This is a genomic window from Aliidiomarina haloalkalitolerans (genome assembly GCF_003987315.1).
GTDB classification, from domain to species: domain Bacteria; phylum Pseudomonadota; class Gammaproteobacteria; order Enterobacterales; family Alteromonadaceae; genus Aliidiomarina; species Aliidiomarina haloalkalitolerans.
Map to the genome: position 1 here is coordinate 675,460 of NZ_PIPI01000001.1, position 22,995 is coordinate 698,454.

At 48.3% G+C, this 22,995-nt stretch carries 18 protein-coding genes and 1 tRNA gene; 4 read left to right on the forward strand and 15 right to left on the reverse strand.

Going from position 1 to position 22,995, the window contains the following annotated elements:
- Window positions 1-241: 241 nt before the first annotated feature.
- The gene (locus tag CWE06_RS03095; protein ID WP_198679014.1) at window positions 242-2,476 is read left to right on the forward strand and encodes a putative bifunctional diguanylate cyclase/phosphodiesterase; all 2,235 of its coding nucleotides are present in this window, start codon (window positions 242-244) and stop codon (window positions 2,474-2,476) included.
- Between the two features lie 67 nt (window positions 2,477-2,543).
- Here CWE06_RS03095 and CWE06_RS03100 read toward each other — a convergent pair.
- The 3 genes from CWE06_RS03100 to CWE06_RS03110 all read right to left on the reverse strand — a co-directional run bounded on the left by CWE06_RS03100 (window position 2,544) and on the right by CWE06_RS03110 (window position 4,852).
- Window positions 2,544-2,620: transfer RNA gene (locus tag CWE06_RS03100), tRNA-Val, on the reverse strand.
- Window positions 2,621-2,873: 253 nt separating this feature from the next.
- Complete coding sequence (gene fghA, locus CWE06_RS03105) at window positions 2,874-3,719, reverse strand: S-formylglutathione hydrolase (RefSeq protein WP_126791051.1); 846 nt, start codon at window positions 3,717-3,719, stop codon at window positions 2,874-2,876.
- 14 nt (window positions 3,720-3,733) lie between these two features.
- A complete protein-coding gene (locus tag CWE06_RS03110; protein WP_126791053.1) occupies window positions 3,734-4,852 on the reverse strand; it encodes an S-(hydroxymethyl)glutathione dehydrogenase/class III alcohol dehydrogenase in 1,119 nt (372 codons plus the stop codon).
- Window positions 4,853-4,978: 126 nt separating this feature from the next.
- On the opposite strand from CWE06_RS03110, the gene CWE06_RS03115 reads away from it, so the two are divergent.
- Window positions 4,979-5,854 carry a LysR family transcriptional regulator gene (locus CWE06_RS03115; RefSeq protein ID WP_126791055.1) on the forward strand — a complete coding sequence of 292 codons (876 nt, stop codon included), beginning with the start codon at window positions 4,979-4,981 and terminating at the stop codon, window positions 5,852-5,854.
- Here the strand turns inward: CWE06_RS03115 and CWE06_RS03120 are convergent.
- Together CWE06_RS03120 and CWE06_RS03125 are read right to left on the reverse strand one after the other, a co-directional pair.
- Window positions 5,851-7,002: a cytochrome P450 gene (locus CWE06_RS03120; RefSeq protein ID WP_126791057.1), complete on the reverse strand. Its 1,152-nt coding sequence runs from the start codon at window positions 7,000-7,002 to the stop codon at window positions 5,851-5,853. The genes CWE06_RS03115 and CWE06_RS03120 overlap by 4 nt on opposite strands.
- 38 nt (window positions 7,003-7,040) lie before the next feature.
- Window positions 7,041-7,262, reverse strand: coding sequence for a hypothetical protein (locus tag CWE06_RS03125; RefSeq protein ID WP_126791059.1), 222 nt, complete (start codon window positions 7,260-7,262; stop codon window positions 7,041-7,043).
- Window positions 7,263-7,435: 173 nt separating this feature from the next.
- On the opposite strand from CWE06_RS03125, the gene CWE06_RS03130 reads away from it, so the two are divergent.
- Entirely contained in the window at window positions 7,436-7,888 is a 453-nt protein-coding gene (locus CWE06_RS03130) for an Rrf2 family transcriptional regulator (RefSeq protein WP_126791061.1), read from the forward strand.
- Between the two features lie 170 nt (window positions 7,889-8,058).
- The gene (locus CWE06_RS03135) at window positions 8,059-9,786 is read left to right on the forward strand and encodes a serine hydrolase domain-containing protein (protein WP_126791062.1); all 1,728 of its coding nucleotides are present in this window, start codon (window positions 8,059-8,061) and stop codon (window positions 9,784-9,786) included.
- 11 nt (window positions 9,787-9,797) lie between these two features.
- On the opposite strand, the gene trxC is transcribed toward CWE06_RS03135, so the two are convergent.
- The 10 genes from trxC to CWE06_RS03180 all read right to left on the reverse strand — a co-directional run bounded on the left by trxC (window position 9,798) and on the right by CWE06_RS03180 (window position 22,991).
- Window positions 9,798-10,244 (reverse strand): thioredoxin TrxC, encoded by a 447-nt coding sequence (gene trxC / locus CWE06_RS03140; protein ID WP_126791064.1) that lies wholly within the window; start codon window positions 10,242-10,244, stop codon window positions 9,798-9,800.
- Window positions 10,245-10,347: 103 nt separating this feature from the next.
- Complete coding sequence (locus CWE06_RS03145; protein ID WP_126791066.1) at window positions 10,348-11,898, reverse strand: AbgT family transporter; 1,551 nt, start codon at window positions 11,896-11,898, stop codon at window positions 10,348-10,350.
- 162 nt (window positions 11,899-12,060) lie between these two features.
- The gene (locus CWE06_RS03150) at window positions 12,061-13,278 is read right to left on the reverse strand and encodes a DUF3667 domain-containing protein (protein ID WP_126791068.1); all 1,218 of its coding nucleotides are present in this window, start codon (window positions 13,276-13,278) and stop codon (window positions 12,061-12,063) included.
- Window positions 13,279-13,410: 132 nt separating this feature from the next.
- Window positions 13,411-14,919: a class I adenylate-forming enzyme family protein gene (locus CWE06_RS03155; RefSeq protein WP_126791070.1), complete on the reverse strand. Its 1,509-nt coding sequence runs from the start codon at window positions 14,917-14,919 to the stop codon at window positions 13,411-13,413.
- A gap of 29 nt (window positions 14,920-14,948) precedes the next feature.
- Complete coding sequence (locus tag CWE06_RS03160) at window positions 14,949-16,613, reverse strand: isovaleryl-CoA dehydrogenase (RefSeq protein ID WP_241972455.1); 1,665 nt, start codon at window positions 16,611-16,613, stop codon at window positions 14,949-14,951.
- The gene (locus tag CWE06_RS03165; RefSeq protein ID WP_126791074.1) at window positions 16,606-17,262 is read right to left on the reverse strand and encodes a TetR/AcrR family transcriptional regulator; all 657 of its coding nucleotides are present in this window, start codon (window positions 17,260-17,262) and stop codon (window positions 16,606-16,608) included. The genes CWE06_RS03160 and CWE06_RS03165 overlap by 8 nt, the downstream gene beginning before the upstream one ends.
- Window positions 17,263-17,330: 68 nt before the next feature.
- Window positions 17,331-17,477, reverse strand: a complete 147-nt coding sequence (locus CWE06_RS12370; protein ID WP_157981119.1) for a hypothetical protein — start codon at window positions 17,475-17,477, stop codon at window positions 17,331-17,333.
- Window positions 17,478-17,515: 38 nt separating this feature from the next.
- Window positions 17,516-18,964, reverse strand: a complete 1,449-nt coding sequence (locus tag CWE06_RS03170) for a putative bifunctional diguanylate cyclase/phosphodiesterase (RefSeq protein ID WP_126791076.1) — start codon at window positions 18,962-18,964, stop codon at window positions 17,516-17,518.
- A gap of 113 nt (window positions 18,965-19,077) precedes the next feature.
- On the reverse strand, window positions 19,078-20,661 hold the full coding sequence (locus tag CWE06_RS03175) for a phospholipase D family protein (protein WP_241972456.1): 1,584 nt from the start codon (window positions 20,659-20,661) through the stop codon (window positions 19,078-19,080).
- A 50-nt stretch (window positions 20,662-20,711) separates the two neighbouring features.
- Window positions 20,712-22,991 carry a putative bifunctional diguanylate cyclase/phosphodiesterase gene (locus CWE06_RS03180; RefSeq protein WP_126791080.1) on the reverse strand — a complete coding sequence of 760 codons (2,280 nt, stop codon included), beginning with the start codon at window positions 22,989-22,991 and terminating at the stop codon, window positions 20,712-20,714.
- Window positions 22,992-22,995 lie beyond the last annotated feature (4 nt).

Here is a 22,995-nt window from a genome sequence, read left to right on the forward strand (position 1 = left end):
ATGAGAACATTCACATCGAACGCATTCACCATGAATAATTTTGCAGCCACCCGAAAATTCACCTAGTATTCCGCTAAAGCTCAACTTCAAGTGCAGTAAATGCCTACAGGATACGTTATTCGTCGATGGATAAAGCGTTAGAAAAATGAGCTCTCACTAGGCTGCAAAATTTTTCGCTAATATTTTGATTCACTGCTACATTATGCTTTCTATGTGATGTGAAAATGAATCAGGAGTGTCAGTGGGACGACAGCTTACGCAACATGGGTCTGGATGGCTGCATTTCCTTCGCTACATCGCTGCAGCAATTGCAGCGGTAATTTTTGTACAAGCAGTTGCTGCCGAACAAACCGATCAAAACCATCAGGAACCACGAACCATTCGTTATGTTGGTTCACAGTACTACCCGCCACTAGAGTCACGTGATGAACAAGGCCAAGCTGTTGGTTACATCTCCGATTTAGCCCGCGCAATGGCCGCCAGCTCTGGTGATCAAGTTGAGTTTGATTTAATTCCATGGCACGAAGCGCTTGCTGCGGTGCAAAACGGCGATGCCGATATGATCGCCCTGATTGCGTCGGAAGCACGCCGAGAGTTTTATGACTTCACCACGCCTTTTTATTACGTCGCACATAGTATTTTTTCGCACCGGCGAGGCCCACAGTTTGGGGCACTCGAGCAACTTGCTGGACATCGTGTTGCTTTCGTACGCGGTTCGTTTTCCTTTGCGCAAGTTTCAGAATCTGAACAGCCATTCGAGATAGTCACGGCTGAGCACGAACTGGAATGTTTAGAAATGGTCGCAAACCGGACAGCAGACGCCTGTATTGAAGTGTCGATTACATCCAATCATTTAGCGCAAATGTATCGTTTGCCGGTTGAAGTCACTAGCCCACCTTTTTGGCCGCAGCCCTATGTTTTTGCGGTAAAGAAAGGCAACACGGAACTTTTAGACCTGCTGAATATACAACTCGCCACGATAGTCGTCGACGGATCCTATCAAGCCGTTTATCGGAAGTGGGCGGCAGAAATTGAATGGAAACCCCATTCAATTTGGCAAGCAATTCAACACGCGTTGTGGATCTTCCTCGTCATTCTTGGTCTTGCCGTTACGTTTTTTCTTTGGTCGTGGACGCTTCGTAAACAGGTGCGAAAACGTACCGCGGACTTATTCGCTGAACTAAAACGCAGCCGTCAATTACAAAACGATTTACGCTATGCCTCAACGCATGACAGCGCAACTGGCCTGTTAAATCGAAGTGCATTCTTTGAAAACCTCGACAAATCTCTGTCCCAGCCCCAAAAAACTAGCAATAACACTCTAACTCTTTTGGTGATTCAAGTGACTAACGTTGACCGAATTGCGATTACGCTAGGTTATCAAGCAACGTTGGAAACAGTTAATAACGTCGCCCGGCGCTTACAGCGATTTCCTGACACGACGAATGCACATTACGGAAGTGGTCTTTTTGCCATGCTTTACCGTGGCGACTTGCCAATTAACGATGTCGTTACGATTGTTGCTCAAGCGCAGCTGTCAGACGGGACTCGCATCGAGCCTCAGCTCGCTTTTGGTGTTGCCGGATGCTCTACCGATAACAAACACCAAAGTAACGTTTGTAACGCAGCTGAATTGGTGCGCCGCGGTATGACAGCGCTTGCCTACGCCCGCAAAAAGAAAACGACGGTTGCTTATTACAGCAGTGAGATTGAACCAAACAGTTTGAATTTGCGCTTACTGAATGATTTTCAGCGTGTTCATTGCTCACAGTTTGTGTTGCATTATCAACCGCAACTCGACTTGCATGACAACGAAATCACTCATATCGAAGCATTAATTCGCTGGCAGCACCCTGATTTCGGTCTACTACCACCGGTTAAGTTTATTGCCCTATTTGAAGAGACTGGTGCGATCAACGTCATCACTCGCTGGGTGATTCGTGAGTGTATCGCCATGCTCAAGCACCACCATGAGTCACTCAAGGTTAGCCTGAACATTACAACACGGGACTTGGTCGACGATGACTTCGTACCCTTGGTGAAAGAGCTTATTCAGGGGATAAACCCGGAACGTCTAGTGTTTGAAGTCACGGAAACGGGGATTTTTACTGACTCTCAGCAGGCACAGCGCAGTATGAAAGAGCTACATCAACTTGGCATTCAATTCGCAGTTGATGATTTCGGAACCGGCTATTCGTCGCTGTCTTACTTAAATGAACTCGCTATTCAAGAAATTAAAATCGATCGTAGCTTTGTTGCTGAGCTTACGCAACAATCGCGGGCGCTTGCTATCGTACAGTCGACCATCGCATTGGCTAAAGAACTTGGTCTTGATGTCGTCGCTGAAGGTGTCGAAGATAGAGAAACCTTAGAGCTTTTACGGAAGCTAGGGACTGACCGGATTCAAGGTTATTACCTTGCAAAACCAATGCCGGAAACTGAGCTTGATCTCAAGAAAATAGTTCGCAGTGACTAAGTGAAAAAAGGAGTTCTGGTTAAGCAGGTCAGAATAAATAAGTCAGGTGGAAGTAAGTCAGACTGAATGGTGCGTCCGAGTAGACTCGAACTACCGACCCCCACCATGTCAAGGTGGTGCTCTAACCAACTGAGCTACGGACGCACATTTTAAGAGGTGTTCATTCAACAAGTTCGCTGCTGCGAACGGGCGCTATATTAGTAATTTGCGCCTTGCGGTGCAAGCGTTTTTTCTAACAACGGCAAGTATTCTGATTTAATCGCTGAGTTTTTAACCTACTTTTCAGTAAATAACTTTACGCTAGCAGGCAAACTTATCCTAAAAACAGGTCCACGACGCGTTTATTAAGCGCGCCGTGGGCCTGCAATCCATCAACCAACAAGCATCACTGCCAGGGTTAACGTAAGTTACTCGCGTGAAAACGCAGGTGGTCCTCAATGAAGGTCGCAATGAAGTAATAGCTATGGTCGTAGCCCGGTTGCATGCGAATGCGTGCACCGGCACCTACCGCTTCATTGGCTTCGACAAAGAACTCCGTGCGTAATTGCTCTTCCAAAAAATTATCCGCCTCACCTTGGTCAAGCAGAATCGGCGGTACATTCTTGCCTTTGCTCGCGCGCAGCAAGACAGTAGCATCGTAGTCTTGCCAAGCGCTCTCATTGTCACCCAGATAGCCGCTAAAGGCCTTTTTGCCCCATGGCACTGCTGTCGGATGAACAATCGGTGAAAACGCTGAAATAGACGCATAACGGCTGCTATTGCGTAAACCAATCACGAGTGCACCATGGCCACCCATGGAATGACCACTAATGGCACGTGCGTCAGACACTGGCAAATTTGCTTCAACCAACGCTGGCAGCTCATCGACAATATAGTCATACATGCGATAGTGCTGTTGCCAAGGCTGTTCCGTCGCATTCACGTAAAAGCCTGCGCCTTTACCGAAATCATAAGCGCCATCGGCATCGTCCGGCACATCATCACCACGCGGACTGGTGTCTGGAATAATCAAAGCTAAGCCTAATTCGGCAGCAACACGCTGAGCACCGGCTTTACTAGAAAAGTTCTCGTCAGTGCACGTTAGCCCAGACAGCCAATAAACCGCTGGTACTTTGCCCTGCTCTACTTGCGGCGGCAGAAACACCGAGAACTGCATGGTGCAATTGAGCACACTCGAGGTGTGCTCATAGCGAATTTGGCGACCGCCAAAAACCTTTTTCTCTTCTTTTAAGCTGATAGTCATTATGGCTCCAAAACTTAAAAGTGAATGACACTGCGAATTGACTTACCTTCGTGCATGAGGTCAAACGCCTCATTGATCTCTTCTAAAGGCATCGTATGGGTAATAAACGTGTCGAGCTCAAACTCACCATTCAGGTAACGTTGAACATAGTCTGGTAATTGCGAGCGGCCTTTCACGCCACCAAACGCACTGCCGCGCCAAACTCGACCGGTTACCAACTGGAACGGACGGGTGCTAATCTCTTCACCCGCACCGGCAACACCGATAATCACCGACTCGCCCCACCCCTTGTGAGCGCACTCGAGCGCTGCGCGCATGACTTTCACATTGCCAATGCACTCAAACGAATAATCAACCCCGCCATCGGTCATTTCAACAATTACATCTTGAATGGGCTTGTCGAAATTGTTGGGGTTCACCACGTCTGTTGCGCCAAGCTTCTTGGCAATATCAAATTTGTCTTCGTTAATATCAATCGCGATAATCCGTCCGGCTTTCGCCATCACCGCGCCGATAATCACCGACAAACCAATACCACCTAGACCAAACACGGCAACGGTGTCACCTTCTTGTACTTTCGCCGTATTTTTTACCGCGCCCATTCCCGTGGTGACGCCACAGCCAAGTAAACAGACTTTCTCAAGTGGAGCGTCTTTTGAGATTTTCGCCAAAGCGATTTCCGGAACGACTGTATGCTCCGCAAAGGTTGACGTGCCCATGTAATGGAAAATTGGTTGGCCGTCTTTCGAGAACCGGCTGGTGCCGTCTGGCATTAAACCTTTGCCCTGCGTTGCTCGAATGGCCTGACACAGATTGGTCTTGCCAGAGGTACAGAATTTACAGGTACCACACTCTGGCGTGTACAAAGGAATCACATGGTCACCCACTGCAACTGAGGTCACTCCCTCACCCACAGCTTCAACAATTCCGGCGCCCTCGTGGCCAAGAATTGCTGGAAAAATACCTTCTGGGTCAGCGCCGGATAACGTGTAGGCGTCAGTATGACATACACCTGAGGCGACAATTCGGACGAGGACTTCACCTTTCTTCGGAAGTTCGAGATCGACTTCCTCAATGGTCAGTGGCTTGCCTGCAGCCCATGCAACTGCTGCGCGAGTTTTCATTGTTGGCATTATATTACCCCTTGGTCGATGTCGACTGAACGTTGTAAGTGTAGCTCATTGTAATTATTTCTTTTGCTTTATAAATAGCACTGTATACAATTTACTTTTTCATATACGCAATAATTGGAACACACCATGAAACAGTGGTTAGGAATTAGTGAGTTCGTGGCAGTTGCCGAACATGGCAGCTTCACAGAGGCCGCCCGGCAGCTCCACCTATCGGTTGCGCAAGTGTCCCGCAACATTGCTGAATTAGAGTCACGCTTGGCGCTGAAGCTTTTGTATCGCAGTACCCGTCGAGTAAGTCTGACCGAAGAAGGTAAGCTATACCTTGTCCACTGTCGTCACTTGGTCGAAAGTCTCGAACAAGCCAATCAAGCACTGTCCTCACTCAAACAAACTCCCAGAGGGCTTTTGAAAGTCACTGCCCCGGTTTATTTTGGTGAAACCAAACTTGCGCCGCTGCTAAATCAGTTTTTACGTGAACACCCCGAAGTCGAACTCGATTTGCAGCTAACGAATAGTAAGTTAGACTTGATTCAGGGCGGCTATGACCTAGCAATACGCCTCGGCACATTAGAAAGTTCATCTCTGATTGCACGCCGTCTTGGCTCACGCCAACAATATATTGTGGCGTCGCCAGACTACATTGCCACGCACGGACGTCCGCAACAACTTAGTGACCTTAAGCCAAGCCAGTGTTTACGCGGTAGTGTCGACTATTGGCGGTTGCAAACTAGCGACAAACAAACGATCCAATTTCGCCCGCAAGGCCGGATTCATTGTAATAGTGGCCCATTTTTACTTGAGGCCGCATTGATGGGCTTGGGTTTTGTGCAGCTACCTGACTATTACGTGCAAAACGAAATAGCGACGGGGAGATTAGTATCGGTGCTCGACGAATTACAAATGCCCAACGAGGGTATTTGGGCGGTTTATCCTCAAAACCGTCATTTGTCCGCAAAAGTACGGCATCTAGTTGATTATCTCAAAGAGGCTCTTGCGGCTTAGCTGCGTCTGCGTTTGCTGCGAGTTGGGTTTTGGATATAGGCCTTTTCATAACCACCACTCGGAAACTTGGCACGTAATGGCTTCGTCATCGCTAAATCGAGCGTCGGATACATCGCTAGCATTTCACGGACAAACGTATTCATGACTAATCGCGCAAAGGGTTCACCAGGACAGCGGTGAATACCCTTGCCGTAGAGCAGGTTCTTATCTGGATCACGGTCGAAACGAAACTGCTTCGGTTGCGCAAAAACTCGTGGGTCCCGATTGCCTGCACTCCAAAGAATGGTCACTTCCGTATCAGGCGCTAAATCGTCTCCGCCGATGTGCACGGGGCATGTGGTTCGGCGCCGATTACTCAATAATGGCGCATCAATACGGAGCATTTCATCGACGCTGTAATCGATTAAATCCGTGCGGTTGCGCAGCATCATTTGCAAATTCGGATGACGGGTCAAAAACACCACTATCGAACCGATAGCCGCTGCAATTGTGCCGAGTTCACCGACAGTCCAGTTGCGAATGATACTGACGAGCTCTTCGTCTTTTAATGAACGGCCATTAATTTGCAGTTGGCACAGCTCAGCCGTGACATCCTGATAATGACTCGAGTTTTTCCGCAAACTAATAATTTCCCGAATGGTACTGTCAAATGTCGTCGCTAAACGCTGTAACGCTGCCCTATCTTGTTCGTGAGTTGCTTTCTGTTGCGCCTTAATCCAGTCTGCTAATGGACGCTGATAGCGACGCGGCCATCCCATGAATGCCGCTAAAATTTGTAACGCATACGGAGTCGCCCAGTTTTTCATGACTTCAATACTGTTTGCGCGCGGTAGCGTACTCAGTACATTACGAGCAACCGCAGTGGCAATGGGCTGAAACAGAGTTAACCGTTCTGCAGCGAAAAATGGGTCTAATAGCTGGCGGTACGCTGTATGCTCAGGCGGGTCCATACCATTGGGTACTTGCAAATGGGTGGAGACGCAATTACTAAACGTTTGCGGATCATGCAACGCAGTGACAATGTCCTCGTGTCGCAACAAAGGCCACTGCACTTTATTCAATTGCGCTGGGCAAACCTGTTCACGTAACTGGTCAAAACAAGTAACTGGGTCGGATTGATGTTGAATAAAGGCCGCTTGCTTGTCCACACTCACCCCACATTTAAACGGTTATGGTTAAATCAACGTCAACGCAGGCGCTGGCCCAGCTGGTTCTGAGCAATGAGTCGAAACACGTAAGAAAGTTTAAATAGCCCCGCTAGCACGATTTGCGCTAAGTGCAAAATGGCTGTCGTCATTAAGCCAAACGCACCTTCCATTCCCCATGCTAAAAATGCGGCACTACAAAAAAGTCCAAGCGTTACACCCATCGAGGTATTTGCTACGCGCAGTAATCGTTGACCTTTCATAAGATACATTCCTCTTGCATGTTTTATAAGTCGCATTATTAATGTATCTTTAATTGAGATCAATGTTTTTGGAAATATTTCGTTCCCTCTCTCCTCTGGGGTATGATTAGAATGCGCCAGCGCCCAGCACCGCAGCTGAACAAACTCGACTGAACTGAAATAAGGCTTCACTCATGCAGCTTAAAAAATATACAGATTACGGCTTACGCATACTGATGTATTTAGCAAGCCGTAACGACGCTAAGCTCACTACAATTCGCGAGATTTGTGAGGTCTTTGACTTGTCAGCAAACCACGTGAATAAAGTGGTGCATCATTTAGGGCAGCTTGGCTTGATCACCACCAAGCGCGGTAAGAACGGTGGTTTCAGTTTATCGAAAACACCTGAAACCATTCACCTCGACTATGTCATTCGCCAATTAGAAGGCGATGAGCCTTGGATTGATTGCTACAGTAGCTATTGTGTCGCAGTGCCCGCATGTAAGTTGCGCGGGCTTATTTTGCGCGGCAAAGAACAGTTTTATCAGTACCTGCACGAGTATACGGTTGCCGATTTAATGAGTGGCAGTGGTGCCGAATTAGCCACTATTTTTCGTCAACGACTAACGACAGCTAATGCGGAATAAATAGACTGCGGTTCTTTCTTAAAATCTAGCTATTTTCGCTAATTATTGTTTCCGTGATTATCTAACCGACGCCAGTATTTTTTATTATTCTTTTATTTTTCAATAAGTTAAAAAACATGGCTCATAAATTGCTTATTCCTCACTGACTTTAATCAAAGAAGAGAAAGGCAATGAAATTATCGAAAACATGGTCCTATAATACATGGCCCCATAAAACATGGTTTGCATCATTTGGTTTTTTAGGCCTGAGTTTACTCGCCCTAAAGTTAATCGCAGTTTCACACACAGCTGAAGTACAAAACCGGACGCAACAATTCCATCAATCGGCGCGGACGGACTTACTGCACATCTTTGAAACCAGCATCCCCGAAACGGTACCCGGCGCCATTATTTTTGCAGTCCACAAAGGCGAAGTACTTATTGAATCAGCACTCGGCTACGCTAACCTTGAGTTAGAAGTACCCATGCAACCGAACCAAAGCTTTCAGATTGGTTCCGTCGCAAAACAAATGACCGCTGTTGCTATCTTACAACTGATTGCCGAGGAAAAAATCGCACTCCAAACATCCGTTGCAGATTTTCTTCCAGATACTTGTAGTATACCTATCGACATCACCATCGAGCATTTACTCACGCATACATCAGGTATCCCCAATTATCTCGCCCAGCCCGGCTGGCGAGCTCAAGCCAGATTGCCAGCCAACGCTAGTGAGGTGCATCATTTGTATTGCAATTTACCAACACATTTTCCCGTTGGTGCAGCGTGGGATTACAGCAATTCGGGTTACTTTCTCTTAGCGGATATTGTTGCCCAAGTGAGTGGCACATCCTTCCATGAGTATTTACAGGCGAGCGTATTCGACGCTGCTGACATTAATGAGATTTGGCCTCATGAGCCTGATGTTATCTACCCAGGGTTAGTCAGTGGTTATATCCCCCATGGTGCCGGTCATCGCCCAGCAGATTTTTATGATCCCTCTCAGATTCTTGGTGCCGGTTCACTCATTGGCACAATGCATGGTCTTTATCAATGGTATCAAACCATGCAGTCCAATGTTTTAATTCCTCAAGCATTACGTGATAAAGCTTGGCAGCCATTTTATACAAGCACGGGGCGCAACACTGAGTACGGTTATGGATGGGAGATGAAGCACGTTCAGGGCTATGCAACAGTCGAACATGGCGGCTATTTTCCGGGGTATTTTACTTCTGTTTTAACGGTGCCTGAGCAAGACTTATTTGTCGCTGCTTTTGTAAATACCCGTAGTTATGATCCCATTGATCTGACGACGCGATTGGCCGCTGCGATTTTAGGCCAGCCTTTCCCAGAACCGAACTATGTCTCAGTAACTGATAGTCTCGTCGAGCAATGGCAAGGGATTTGGGTTGATAGCGACGGTGTGCAACGTCGTATTGGTTTGCGCAATGGGGAATTATACATTCAACGCGGTAACGGAAGCGCATTTCGTTTATTACCCGACAATCGAGGTAATCTACACTATACCGATTCGGTTAGTTATTTAGCGCTTGAAACAAGTAACAATGCACAGGAGCTGGTTCTCTACAACCGTGCTGGCGAGCAAAGCCGTTCTGAACGAATTCACGCTGAAGGTCAACATTACCAAGAAGTCGAACTAGGCGAATCGCAACAACAGGCGCTCAGCGGCTATTATCAACTGGCACCAGAGTTCGGCTTTCGCCTATTTATTGATCAAGGAGAATTATATCTTCAAGGCACAGGCCAGAATGCAGGTCGTTTGATGGCCCTGACGCCCTTGTATTTGGTGAGCGAAGACTTGATTGCCGAATTTGAATTCAAAGCCGACGACGACGGCAATGTTACCCAGATGGTCATTCATCAAGGTGGCCAACGTATCCCGGCATTGAAAGTCAATTAATAGTGGGTTGTTTACCAACCCACTTGTTTCAGTACGCCGTCGAGCCACTGGTGCAATTGCTGTGGCGCCATGGCGCCGCTGGTGCGAGCAATTTCTTGGTCATGTAGAAACACCGCTGTGGTTGGTATGCTGCGAATGTTGTAGCGCTGGCCCAGCGTGGTTTCGACTTGGGTATTACACTTCGCAAAACGAGCGCGTTCGGCAAACGGTGCGGCGACCATTTCATAGATTGGGCCAAACTGCTTACAAGGCCCGCACCAGGGTGCCCAAAAGTCAACGACCACAGGCATATCACTGCGCATGTGTGCTTGTAAGTTATTGACGGTCAAATCAAAAGGTACGCCTGTGATTAAGGCTTGTTTACAAGCACCACAGTGCGGATGTTGACTAAGACGTTCTTTGGCGAATTTATTGCGCTGACCACAATGGGGACAAGCGACAATCACAGCTTCACTCATGTTTCAACCTTCTTTAAGTCCGCGACGCCTGCAGAAGACGTCACGTTTGATTTAATTAGCTGACTTTAATATTTGGCTTTATTCAACGAATTTCAAGTACAACCTAGAAACCCAGTGGAATACCAAAGCTAAAGAAAATAACCAGAAGAATTGACCAAACCACCATAAACGCAATCGAGTACGGCAGCATCATAGCGATCATCTCGCCAAAACTAAGTTTTGGATTGTACTTGCGCATAAACGCTAGAATAATCCCCGCGTAGCTCATCATTGGGGTAATAATGTTAGTCGCCGAGTCCGCAACTCGGAATGCCGCGGCCACGAGGTCTGGCGTCATGGCTGGATTCACCATGTACAGCATCGGAATAAAGATCGGACCTAACAGCATCCATTTTGAGGTTAAACCACCGACGAAAATATTAATAATCGCGGTGACGACAACGAAGCCGAGTAATAATAATACCGGATAGCTTTGTAAACCCAACGTTGTCAGTGCAGTCGCACCTAAATAGGTAATATAAGCGCCTAAACCACTGTAGCTCAGTACACCGAGGAAGTTGTAACAAAAGAACGTGAGAACGAGAATGTAGCCCATGGTATCCATTTGTTTCACCATGGCTTTCACGACATCCATCATGCTCGTGAATTTGCCACTAGCAATACCAAAGGCAATACCCACTGCTGCAAAGACAAACGTAATTAACAAAATTACGTTATTCAAATACGGTGTGACTTCCTGCCCTGCTTCATTGGTATAAGGCGCTAACGGCCCCATTGCTAAACCGAGCACAGCCAATAAGCTCAACACCAAGGCGACACCTGAGGCACGCAATCCGCGTTTTTCCGCTGGGGTGACGTCAAAATCTGAAATCTTCAGTTCGTCCGGAACCGTATATTCTTTTTGCTCAAGGCGTGGCCCAACAAACTTTAAGGTTACCCAGGCACCCACGGTTGCAAGCACAAAGGTCGACACCAAAATGAAGTAATAATGCATGGTTGCGGGCGTTAATGGCTCTCCGTTAGCATTCACGAAAGGTACACCTTGCGCTTCTGCAAACACTTGTGCATTCACACCAATAATTACATCAATAGGCGTTGCCGGAATTAAGTTGGCACTAAAGCCAGCAGAAACGCCCGCAAATGCTGCAGCCATGCCTATCAGGGGGTTTTTGCCAAGTCCTGCATACAGCAAGCCAGCAAGCGGAATTAGGATCAAGTAACCCGCGTCGGTGGCTATGGACGACATAATCCCGATAAACACTAAGAATAACGGTAACCATTTAACCGGCAAGCCGCGGCTGACCTTTTTCAAAACGGCAGCAAATAACCCTGAATGCTCGGCAATACCAACGCCAAGCATGACAATTAATATGACGCCAAGTACGCCACCACCAAACCCAAGCCAGTTCGCAAGTAATGCATTGTCAAATAGCCAAACCACATTCTCACTGGCCAGCATATTGCGAATTTCATGCACAACGGGTTCGCCGCCGGCACCAAAAGTTTCGAACGTTAAACCACCAATTAAGGCCGTTAACAATATAGCGCCAATGAGGAAATAAATGAAAATAATGACGGGATCTGGAATGCGTTTACCAACGCGCTCAACAAAAGCAATGAAGCCTTTTTGAGTTTCGGTGCTAGGACTACTCACAGCTGAATTCCTTGACTTGGGTTCTAGTTATTTTATGTTTGTTCGAATGCTAACGGCTGAGAGTATAAGAATACGCCAAGCGCCTCAAGCTAGAATATGCGCCTGCGGCTATTAAATTGCTGTGCAGATGAGACTAACGGCAGTCATTCGGACCTCTCAGTTTTATGAACGCAAGATACTCAATGTAATGCCGATGAAGATTGTCATGCTGATAATCACCAAATACAAGACGCCGATGAAAGTAAATTTAAGCACGGTCAGCGGCCAGCCTTGCTTGTAAAAACGTTTTTGGGTGATAAGTAAGTAGATTGGCATCCACCAAGCCAGAACCGTGATCATCCAACCTAATCCGCCAGCTGCTAGTCCGAAATGGGCAAACATTGCCTTTAGAGCACTAATGCCAATAATGATCGATGTGGTTAAGAGTAGAAAGGCATGCGTATGCAGGGCGACCACCACATGCTCGATGTAGTAGCGCCCCGAAAAAGCGTAAAACAGCTTTAGAACCAAGGCAAAAATCGGCAGCATGATCAACATCATTTGCGGGGCAATCGACAGGAATCGATCAACAAGTAGTTTTGGACGCTGGGCTAAAAACCGTACTTTCTCGGTTAGTTCTGCGTTCTGCTCGGCCGATAAAAAGCCAACATTAAATGCCTGCTCTCCTCGTGCAAGACGATCCAAATCATTGCCGCTACCTGGCGGTGCCATAACGCGAGGTCGGGCTTCCGAGCTTGCTTCTGCTAAAGGCTGTTGCTCGGCTGAAGGCTCTTGGTTAGCTGAGGGCTCTTGGTTAGCTGAGGGCTCTTGGTTAGCTGAGGGCTCTTGGCTAACTGGACTCTCTTCACCGGTCGGTTCAGCAAGCAGGCTCGGGTCGACCAGATCGCGGCCAAAGCGTTGACGAAACTCTTCATTGGTACGACGCAAATTGGCACGTTCATCTGCACTTAACTCTATATCGGCGACATCACTCAGGTTTGAACCTTGCAGAAAATTCAAATTACCTGACGCTTGTGAGAAGACAATAAAAGCAAAAATCGAGATAAACAGATACATGCGTAAAGGCGGTACATAGGGCACGCGTTTGCCACGTACGTATTCAAGACTTAAAAACGCGGGTTTGGTGAGCAATGGCCAAATGGTTCGCCAAAAACGGCCATCCCAATTGCCCATTTCACCAAAAAACTCATGAAGCAGGCTTAACATATTGCGAATCGGGTTGGTATTTTCTTGGCCGCAGGCATGACAAAAGCCGCCTTGCAGTGGCGTGTTGCAGTTTGCACACAGTTCCGGTTCCGCTACCGTCTCTGTTGCTTCTTCAACTGACTCTTCTTTAGCAGGCGTTAGTGCAGCTGAAGTTGCCATTCCTTCCGTGTTCATTGTGGTTCTCGCTGGGTGATTATTATTGTATTCAGCTTAAAATTTAACGTTACGCCGTGCACAACCAGCGTAACGTTAAAACTATTAACCACATTACACAAAAATGCTATTCATTTTTGCGAAAACAACGACTTATTGTGATTGTTGTTTACGCAGAACGTGTTTGAGCACTTTGCCGTTAGCATTGTGCGGGAGTTCCGCCAATACTTCGATATGCCGCGGAATTTTGTAACCTGCAAGCAAAGGCTGTAAGTGCGCCTTTAAAGCCTCCTGTGGGTTGGCCAATTCGGTTTTCAACACCACACATGCTTTTACCGACTCACCCCATTCGGGATGAGGAATACCAATCACAGCAGCCTCTAGCACAGCAGGATGCGTGGCTAGGGCATCTTCAACTTCCCGCGGATAGACATTCACACCACCAGAAATAATCAGATCTTTCATCCGATCTTTAATCCAGTAGAAACCGTCTTCATCGCGTACTGCAATGTCCCCAGTGCGGATCCAGCCGTCTTCGGTAAATAACTCAGCAGTTGCTTCCGGGTTTTGCCAGTACTCCAACATCAAGCCTTCACCGGTAATTTGCATTTCACCTGGCTCGTTATCGCCCACTGGATTATTAAAGTCATCTACTAATCGGACTTCCGTAAAGACCGCCGCGCGTTTACCACATGCACCAGCTTTCTCTGCATGTTCGTGTGGTAATAACAAGGTTCCGGTTGGTCCTGCTTCGGTTAAACCATACACACAATAGAACTGTTCGCTCTTGAAGGCTGCTTGCGCAAGTTTGGCATGTTCAGGCGCCATCGGCCCACCGCCATAAATCCAATGAGTGGTGCTACTTAAGTCGCGCGATTCGATGGTCGGGTGTTGCGCCGTCAACAAATAGGCCACGGGAGCACCAAAGAAATGCGTTGTACGCTCTTTTTCGGTGAGGTCGAGTAATAAATCAGGGGTAAACGTGGGTGCAATAACATGGGTACAACCAACAATCGTACCGCCAATGAGCTCCAAATTTAAAGGCGCTGAATGGGTAAAAGGCATCAGACTTAATAACCGGCTTTCGGGTTGATACTGCATTTCAACTGCAAACATCATGCCGACATGCAGCAAAGCCGAATGGTTGAATAACACGCCTTTTGGTTTCCCTGTTGTGCCTGAGGTGTACAACAAGGTACACGGGTCTTCGGCGTCACTGTCACAATTGATTTCCCGCGCAGGTAAGCCATCGAGCATGGCATTGACGTCATCGAGCCAAAGTGCTTGCACGCCTTGTTCCTGCAGAGGTTTCACTGCTGCGTCCGTCAATTTGCAAGTCACCACTAAACGAGCGCCACTGTTCTCGAGGATATACCCTAATTCTGGCGTTGCTAGACGGACATTCACCGGTACGACGATCGCACCAAGGCGTTGCACAGCGAAATGAGCAACCACAAACGCATAGGTATTCGGCAGGAATAACGCCACACGATCTCCGTCCTCGATACCATGTTCGTGTTGCAAATAATGCGCAAACTGATTGACGTGAATATTCAGTTCGCCCCACGAATGACGACTGACGCCAGTTGGCTCGTACGCGACTACGGCCTCGTGGCGGGTATACTTGCGGGCGTTACGCGCCACATAATTTGGTATGTTCATACGTCCTCTCCGATTGTTGTTATCTTCAATTATTCGTTTGGCGCTGCGCGCTCTATAATTGTTTTTGTATCGACACCACGAGGCAAGGTCCCGTAGTTCAGTCCTTCCTGTCCGCCTAAGCGACCGGCACAAAAAGCATCGGCAACGGCTGTCGGGGCATGCTGCACAAGTAACGCGGCCTGCAAGGTCAAGGCCATTTGGTCTGCCATGCTGCGAGCACGATATTGCAAGGTCTCGGCATCGCCACCTGCAGCGAATTGCTGTTTCAGTTTCTGAATGCTTGCGTCTAGTCGTTTATCGGCACCCTGCGCTCGTTCAACTTCGGTGAAATAAGCGGCGAGCACTTCCGGCTCTTTTTGCAAAGCCCGCAAAATATCGAGGCACTGAACGTTACCGCTACCTTCCCAAATCGCATTAATGGGTGACTCGCGGAATAACCGAGCTGTGATATGGGTGTCCATCGTGCCTGTGCCACCAATAACTTCCATGGCTTCATAGGCGTGATTCGGCGTGCGCTTGCAAATCCAGTATTTGCCCACGGGAGTGGCAATGCGCGACAGTAAACGCTCATGCTCATTGTCTTGTTGGTCCATTGACCGTGCCACTCGCATCGTCAGCGTCATTGCTGCCTCGTTTTCAATGGCTAGGTCGGCCAATACATTCTGCATAAGAGGTTGCTCCGACAATCGCGAACCGAACGCAGCACGGTTCTGAGCATGATGAATTGCTTGCGCCGCTGCTTGGCGCATGCCGGAGGACGAGCCGATCATGCAGTCGTAGCGAGTCATGGCGACCATTTCAATAATCGTTCTGACTCCACGCCCTTCTTCGCCGACCATCCAAGCCAGAGCCCCACGCAATTCGGTTTCACTTGAGGCGTTGGCGACATTCCCCATTTTTTGTTTCAACTGCTGAATTTGCAGCTCGTTCTTCGTGCCATCAGGTCGCCAACGTGGCAGGAAAAAACAAGATAATCCCCCTTCAGTTTGGGCGAGCACGAGGAAAGCGTCGCACATCGGAGCCGACACAAACCATTTGTGTCCAACCAGCTCATAAGCTTGCCCTGGACCGCGTTGACCGACTGGATACGCACGAGTAGAGTTGCTTCGAACGTCTGAACCACCTTGCTTCTCGGTCATCGCCATACCAATGGTTAACCCTTGTTTTTGGCCATCGGGAACATTCCGTGGGTCGTAGGTATTGGCGATGATCTTCGGGCCATAGGCTGCCAACAGATCAGGTTGATGTTGCAGAGCTGGAATAGCGGCAAACGTCATGGTAATCGGACAACCATGAGCAGCTTCTACTTGCGTATGCAAATAATACTTTGCGGCTCGGGCAACGTGAGCTCCTGCGCCTGGCGATTGCCAAGGACTCGAGTGCAGGCCATTCTCAATAGCGATTCGCATTAACTCGTGATACGCCGGGTGGAAGTTAATCTGATCAATCCGGTGACCATAACGGTCATGGGTGCGTAACTCGGGTTTATAGTGATTGGCGTCAAACCCAAGTGCAATCGTTGCAGGTAAACCAGCTAAGCGACCAAAATCGACTAAGTCTTGTTGTGCCCAAGCTGCGCCCTCGCGCACGACGGCTTCTTGTAAAGCACGATCTGCACGAAACAGATTGTAGTTTTCGAGTGCCACAGGTTGATTATCGACACTGTGTGTGGTGCCTAAGTAATGACTAGTCATGAAACTTTTCCTCATATGGGCGGCCGGTAAGGCCCTGCAGGCAAAAATTGACAATCGGCGCAATAATGAGCGCTGCGCTGCGGGTTTGTTCTGGTGAGTTAACTTCTTGGCTTCGAGCGGGTGCTAAGGGACCAACGAGGCTTTCGGCAATACAACCTACGAGGGCGGTACTGCTCAACTGTGCATTTTGCTCGGGTAATGAGCCGTCACGAATACCGTCATGAATAGCCAACTCAAATAAGCGAGCATAACGTTGGCGGTAATCTAACCGTGCTTGGTCAACCGTTGGGTCGACGGGTTCGGCAATCAGCGCCCATGCCATAGTTGGTGCACGCAGCGCTCGTTCAGCGAATGTTCGTAAGGCGGCAGCGATCCGTTCGGCACCATTGCCAGAAGTTTCAGCGAGTGCCTGCTGTACTTTACTGACCTCCACGTCGGTAGCGCGCTGAAACACTTCGGTGCATAAAGCTTCTTTGGAAGGAAAATAGCGATACAAGGTGCCAGTCGCGACTCCTGCTCGCTTCGCAAGGTCTGCCATTTGCACGGAATTAAAACCCTGCTCAGCGACCACATAGAGTGCTGCGACCAGGATTTTATCAAAGGTTTGTGCTTTACGACTGCGGACTTTATCCGTTTCTCGGTAGGCCATAACCTACTCCTCACATGAAGGACTCATGCAAGAAGTGAATCATGGTTCATATTTTGTGTCAAGCCAACTTACTTTTGCTTTTGGTTGTGCTGCTGGTTGTGCTGTAGGTTGCGCTTCTCTTCTTCTTTACGGAAGAAATAAATGAGGTAGCCGGCAATCAATGCGATTACCGCAACTGGAATAAAGACCAGCATTAAAACAGGGCCCATGGCCATAACTTCACCATTCTTATTATGAGTATCGTTGCCGTAGCTTACTTTTTCAGCCAGCGCTTGGCAAATTCATCCGCACTGACGGGCTTGCCACGCAAGAACCCTTGCATGGTATCGCAGCCCAATTCGACTAGGAGGTTATATTGCTCTTCGTTCTCGACACCTTCGGCAACGGTTTTTAAGCCAAGCGCTTTGGCCATCGCAATGATTGTTTGCACAAGTGCAAAATAGCTCTGCTCTTTTTCCATTCGTTGTACAAACGACTGGTCGATTTTTAACGTCGACACGGGAAATTGGCTCAAATAGGACAACGATGAAAAACCTGTACCGAAGTCATCGATGGCAACATGATAGCCATGTTCCCGCAAACGCTTTAACAACTTCATCGAGCGGTCTAGATTGCGCACCATCACACTTTCAGTCAGCTCAATGCCAATATGTTCAGCAGGAATCGCGTGAGTGCGCTCAAGGAAGTAATTGACCATGTAGGGCGTATCAAACTGGTGCGCTGAGGTATTGATACTTAATAAACCAGGATACGGTAATCCTTGCTTATTCCATTTTTGTAACTGCGCAACCGCGGTTTGAATCACCCAGTCCCCTAATGCGCGAATGAGCCCACGCTCTTCCGCCAATGGAATAAACTCAAGCGGACTAATTTGTCCGAGTTCGCTGTCGTGCCAGCGACAAAGTGCTTCCGCACCCACAAGTTTACCTGATTGCAAATCAAACTGAGGCTGGTAGTACAGCTCCAGTTCATCGTTTTGAATTGCAAGCTTCAAGCGATCAAGCAAGTTTTGGCGGTGGCGAAGCTGCTTACCCATCGACTGGTCATAAATACGTGAATGGGTTTCAACTTGACGGGCGAAGTCGAGGGCTATGCTGGCTTGTTGAAACAAGTTAACTGCTTTCCCACCCTCACCATCGAAACTATCAAGGCTATACGCATGCGCCGCACCAATGTGTGCTTCTAGCGATAGATTCATGTCATGCACGACAAATGGTTCTAAAAACACCATTTTCACGTGTTCGATCGCTAGCGGCAAGGCAGCACCGGAAGTACCAGGTAAGAGAATGGCATACTCGTCATTCGCAGAGCGTGCCACAAGTTCATAGGGTTCGAGTTGAGCCTGCAGTCGTTTGCCAATTTCCCGCAGTAATGCATCACCAACCTCAAGGCCATAAGTATCGTTGACTTCTTTAAATCGACGAACGTTAACCAGGAGTAAGGAAATGTGGTCGTGACTAGCGCTCGATTGCAAAACATCGGTGCTCGCAAACCGAAAATATGGCGGCAGTTCAAGAGCGACAGCATCGAAACCATCTCGATGACACCCATACAGCGCGTCCAATGTTTCTACTAACGCGGCTCGATTCGGTAAATCTGTAATAGGGTCTGCGTAGGCTAAACGCCACAAATACTCTTCCGGCTTCACGGCAGTGCTCGCGAAGGTCGTTGGAATAACCTCATTGTGGGCCTTTTTGGTCATAAAATCTTCACTACTTTTAGTGGCTTACATCGACTATAGCGGCAATTTTTCAACTTGGATATACAATCAGCTAAAGATAGGTGTAAACCCTCACTTACACTATGTGACAAACCTCATAGTAACCAATCGATGGGTAATAATGAGAAAAAACGCATATTGAAACGCTGTAACCACGTGGTATAGGGGTCTTTTTCGTGGCGAATGATGTGCCCAGGCTTACGCTCGAGCCAATACAAACGGCCTTGTGGTGATAGCTGGAGTTCATAGGCTTGCATTGGCATACGTTCCGTAAACGTTTGGTCAATCATTTGCGCAAGTTCTGGACTATCGATCACAAAACCGAGTTCAGTATTCAACAATGCCGAACGCGGATCAAAATTAAATGAACCGACAAAAACCCGTTGGCCGTCAATTGCAAACGTCTTCGCATGCAGACTTGCCGCACTGCTGCCTAACCGACCAACGGCTGGCTCTTCGTCCATGAACGGGTCAAGTGGTAAAATTTGTCGCTTTTCAAAAATCCGAATACCGGCACGTAACAGTTTTTTGCGCCATTTTGCATAGCCGGCATGCACGATTGCAACGTCAGTTGCTTCTAGCGAATTGGTTAAAATGATGATTTCAACGCCCTGTTCAGCCATTTCGATTAGCGCGTCAACGCCCCAGCGGGTGGGCACAAAATAGGGAGAAATCAATTCAAAGTAGTGCTGCGGCTCACCAACAGCCTTTTGCAGCTGATGCATGATCATCTGCTCTTCTTCGGCTTTCCCTAAACCTTTGAGTGGGTCATCGCTAACCATGGTGGTTTCGGCCCACATAAAGGTTACGTCACCGCGCAGTGCGTCAGCGGCAAACGTGGTCGCCATGACCTCGTCCATAAATTCAACTAATGCGTCGTTAGCGGCTAACATTTGTGCGACGGGCTGCGGTTTATAGCGCGAGCGTTTGCGCTGCATGTCAACAAGCTGATGCAACGGGTAAGCCGAAGGGCTTGACCAAAAACGGTCAAAGTCGTCTGAGACGTCTGTCACTACAGGGCCAATTGCAAGCACATCTAAATCGGTAAAAAGAAACCCTTCACCAGCACCAAAATAGGAGTCGCCAATATTGCGCCCACCAATAATTGTTACCTGATTGTCTGCAGTGAACGACTTGTTGTGCATGCGCCGATTGGCACGATTAAAATCGGTTATAAAACCAAGTACCCGCGAACGTCGCGCGGGAAAAGGATTAAACATGCGAACTTCGATATTTGGGTGCGCATGTAAGTGAGTCAAAATGCCTTCGAGCGGCCCTGAGTTAAGATCATCGAGCAGCAAACGAACCCGCACACCGCGTTCTGCTGCCTCATGCAACGCCGACAGCAACAGCCGACCGGTATCGTCGTTTCGCCAGATATAATACTGCACGTCCAGTGTTTTTTCGGCGTTTTCAACTAACAGCAAACGTGCCGCAAATGCTTCTAATGCGTCAGTTAACGCAACAATGCCGGACTTATCAGGATGGTCAGCAACTAGTGGCGATAGGGTTTGTCCTAACGCTGTCTGATTAGCTTCTTCAAGGGTTAACGCTGTGGTTATGGTGCGCTCTTCTAACGCAGGTAAAGTCACCCCAGGTAGGTCGTGTGGCAATAACGAACAGCCAAGCAAAAACGTACTCAACAGAATAGCTGTCGCGTAATGCAGCGTTTTCTTCACGGTAAATACGAGCCTCACTTCGTGGCAGATGCCCCTAGTGTAACAGATACTCATGCAGGCGCATATTGAATCAGCTCCTGAATAGGGACCGGCCGACCAAGGTAAAAACCCTGATAACCATCGCAGTGTCGCGCCTGTAAAAAGTCAAGTTGCTCTGCTGTTTCGATACCTTCCGCTATCACCTTGAGCTTGAGCTCAGCGGCTATGGCCATAATCGCGCGGACAATGCTTTCTTTACCATTTTTCAAGCCAATCTGCTGGGTAAACACCCGATCAATTTTAACTACATCAATCGGTAGTTCATGTAAATAACGTAAACTCGAGTAACCTGAACCAAAATCATCGAGGGCGATGGTAAATCCGCGTTCATGCAACGCTTGTAACAGTTCTGGCGCATGCGTGAGCTCATTCACGAGCACGTTTTCAGTAATCTCTAAAGTTATCTGTTCGGGCTGAACTTGATACTTCGCCAGTGTGGTATCTAGGTCTTCGATAAATCGGTTGCGGCTCAGTTGTAATGGCGACAAATTGACGCTTACGGTTTGCACGCCCAATTGAATTAAGCGCCCCATATCGCGACAGACCTGCTCGAATACCCAACGTCCAATTGAAATAATTTGGCCGGTGTGTTCGGCAATTGGGATAAATTCGGCTGGCGACACTTCCCCTTGCTGAGGATGCTGCCACCTTAGCAATGCTTCAACCGAACGCATTTCGCCAGCCGCATTGGTCATGGGTTGATAAACTAACCTGAACTCATCGTTATTCAAGGCTTCTTGCAGCTCATGGCGAACAACAACGTGACGCTCGACCTTGCTATTGATGTCATGGCTAAACCATTCAAAATTGTGGTTACCTCGGCGCTTGGCTTTGTACATCGCCATGTCAGCCTGTTGGACGAGAACATTAGGCTCTTGAATGTCTTCGTTGCCCTGCGCTATGCCAATACTCGCCGTTAACGTCAGAGCCTTCCCTTCAATTTCATAGGGCTCGGCAAGGCTAACCAGCAAGCGCTCGGCAATCGCATTCACCTCATCAGTGTTACCAGCATTGGGTAACACCACAACAAATTCGTCGCCACCAAATCGTGCTAGCGTGTCACCATCTCGTAATACGGCAGCTAAACGCTTCGCCACAATTTTCAGTACTTTGTCACCAATCGCATGACCGAGGGTGTCGTTAATCGGCTTAAATCCGTCGAGGTCAATAAACATCACGGTTAACTGCAAATGATAACGGCGAACAAAGCGCAGAGCCTGTTCTAGGCGATCAGCAAGCAAAGCACGATTGGGTAACTCAGTTAACGTGTCGTGAGTCGCATGCCAAGCAATTCGTTCTTCTTGCTGCTTACGCTCAGAGATGTCATTTTGAATTCCGATAAAGTGCGTCACCACACCTTCTGCATCTTTTACTGGCGCGATATAAAGGTCATTCCAAAACGGCGTCCCGTCTTTACGGTAATTGCGAATAACCGTTTGCACTTCTTTAAACCGACGCAACCGATTACGAATTTGCTCAATCGCACGGGGATCGGTATCTTCGCCCTGCAGCAACCGACAACTTTTACCCAGCATTTCTTCTTGGCTCCAGCCAGTAATGCGAGCAAATGCAGGGTTGATATACACCAACGGATTACCTGGCTTGCGGGCATCAGCAATGACGATGCCATTCACACTTGCGTCAATGCCACGCTCGAGTATCCGCATTTGCGTTTCACTCGCCTGACGCCGCTCGCGCTCTTGTTTTTGCTGTAAAATTAACGCAACCCAATCGAGTGCTTGGTTAATAACAGCGAGCGCTTGTTGCGTCGGTACTTTAATCTCGGTGAAGTAAACGGCGAATGTTCCAGCCACCGCTCCGTCTTGATTGGTAAACGGATGCGACCAGCAGGCTTTTAACTTGTAAGCATTTGCTAATGGCAAATAGTCTCTGAATCGGGGGTCTGTGTGCATGTCGGCAACCAACACCGGTTCATTCCGCGCAGCTGCCGTGCCACAGGCACCAATACCGTCAGCAATGGGCAGTTGTTGTAGTTGCTCAGCAAAACTGGCTGGCAAACGAGCGTGCGCAATACACGCTAAAGTATCGCCGCCACTTGCGACTTCCATGACGGTGGCATGGGCGCCCTCGTGCTTCGTTTCGATTAACCGACATACAGCAGTGAGTTTATCGTGCCACTGCGCATCACTCATCGCGCAATGCAATAGCTCAGCTTCAACTTTGCGTACACGTCGAAATTGCTTGAGTTTCTGTGCGAAGACACCAGCACACAGAAGGCTAACGAGCGCAAGTAACACGCTCAGAACTACGCCAGTTGTTGTCAGTTCCATGCCT

Coding starts and splice junctions, on each gene's coding strand:
- fghA (WP_126791051.1), bottom strand. CDS start 3,719: ATGACTATCAGCTTAAAAGAAGAGAAAAAGGTTTTTGGCGGTCGCCAA.
- CWE06_RS03110 (WP_126791053.1), bottom strand. CDS start 4,852: ATGCCAACAATGAAAACTCGCGCAGCAGTTGCATGGGCTGCAGGCAAG.
- CWE06_RS03115 (WP_126791055.1), top strand. CDS start 4,979: ATGAAACAGTGGTTAGGAATTAGTGAGTTCGTGGCAGTTGCCGAACAT.
- CWE06_RS03125 (WP_126791059.1), bottom strand. CDS start 7,262: ATGAAAGGTCAACGATTACTGCGCGTAGCAAATACCTCGATGGGTGTA.
- CWE06_RS03130 (WP_126791061.1), top strand. CDS start 7,436: ATGCAGCTTAAAAAATATACAGATTACGGCTTACGCATACTGATGTAT.
- CWE06_RS03135 (WP_126791062.1), top strand. CDS start 8,059: ATGAAATTATCGAAAACATGGTCCTATAATACATGGCCCCATAAAACA.
- trxC (WP_126791064.1), bottom strand. CDS start 10,244: ATGAGTGAAGCTGTGATTGTCGCTTGTCCCCATTGTGGTCAGCGCAAT.
- CWE06_RS03150 (WP_126791068.1), bottom strand. CDS start 13,278: ATGAACACGGAAGGAATGGCAACTTCAGCTGCACTAACGCCTGCTAAA.
- CWE06_RS03155 (WP_126791070.1), bottom strand. CDS start 14,919: ATGAACATACCAAATTATGTGGCGCGTAACGCCCGCAAGTATACCCGC.
- CWE06_RS03160 (WP_241972455.1), bottom strand. CDS start 16,613: ATGACTAGTCATTACTTAGGCACCACACACAGTGTCGATAATCAACCT.
- CWE06_RS03165 (WP_126791074.1), bottom strand. CDS start 17,262: ATGGCCTACCGAGAAACGGATAAAGTCCGCAGTCGTAAAGCACAAACC.
- CWE06_RS12370 (WP_157981119.1), bottom strand. CDS start 17,477: ATGGCCATGGGCCCTGTTTTAATGCTGGTCTTTATTCCAGTTGCGGTA.
- CWE06_RS03170 (WP_126791076.1), bottom strand. CDS start 18,964: ATGACCAAAAAGGCCCACAATGAGGTTATTCCAACGACCTTCGCGAGC.
- CWE06_RS03180 (WP_126791080.1), bottom strand. CDS start 22,991: ATGGAACTGACAACAACTGGCGTAGTTCTGAGCGTGTTACTTGCGCTC.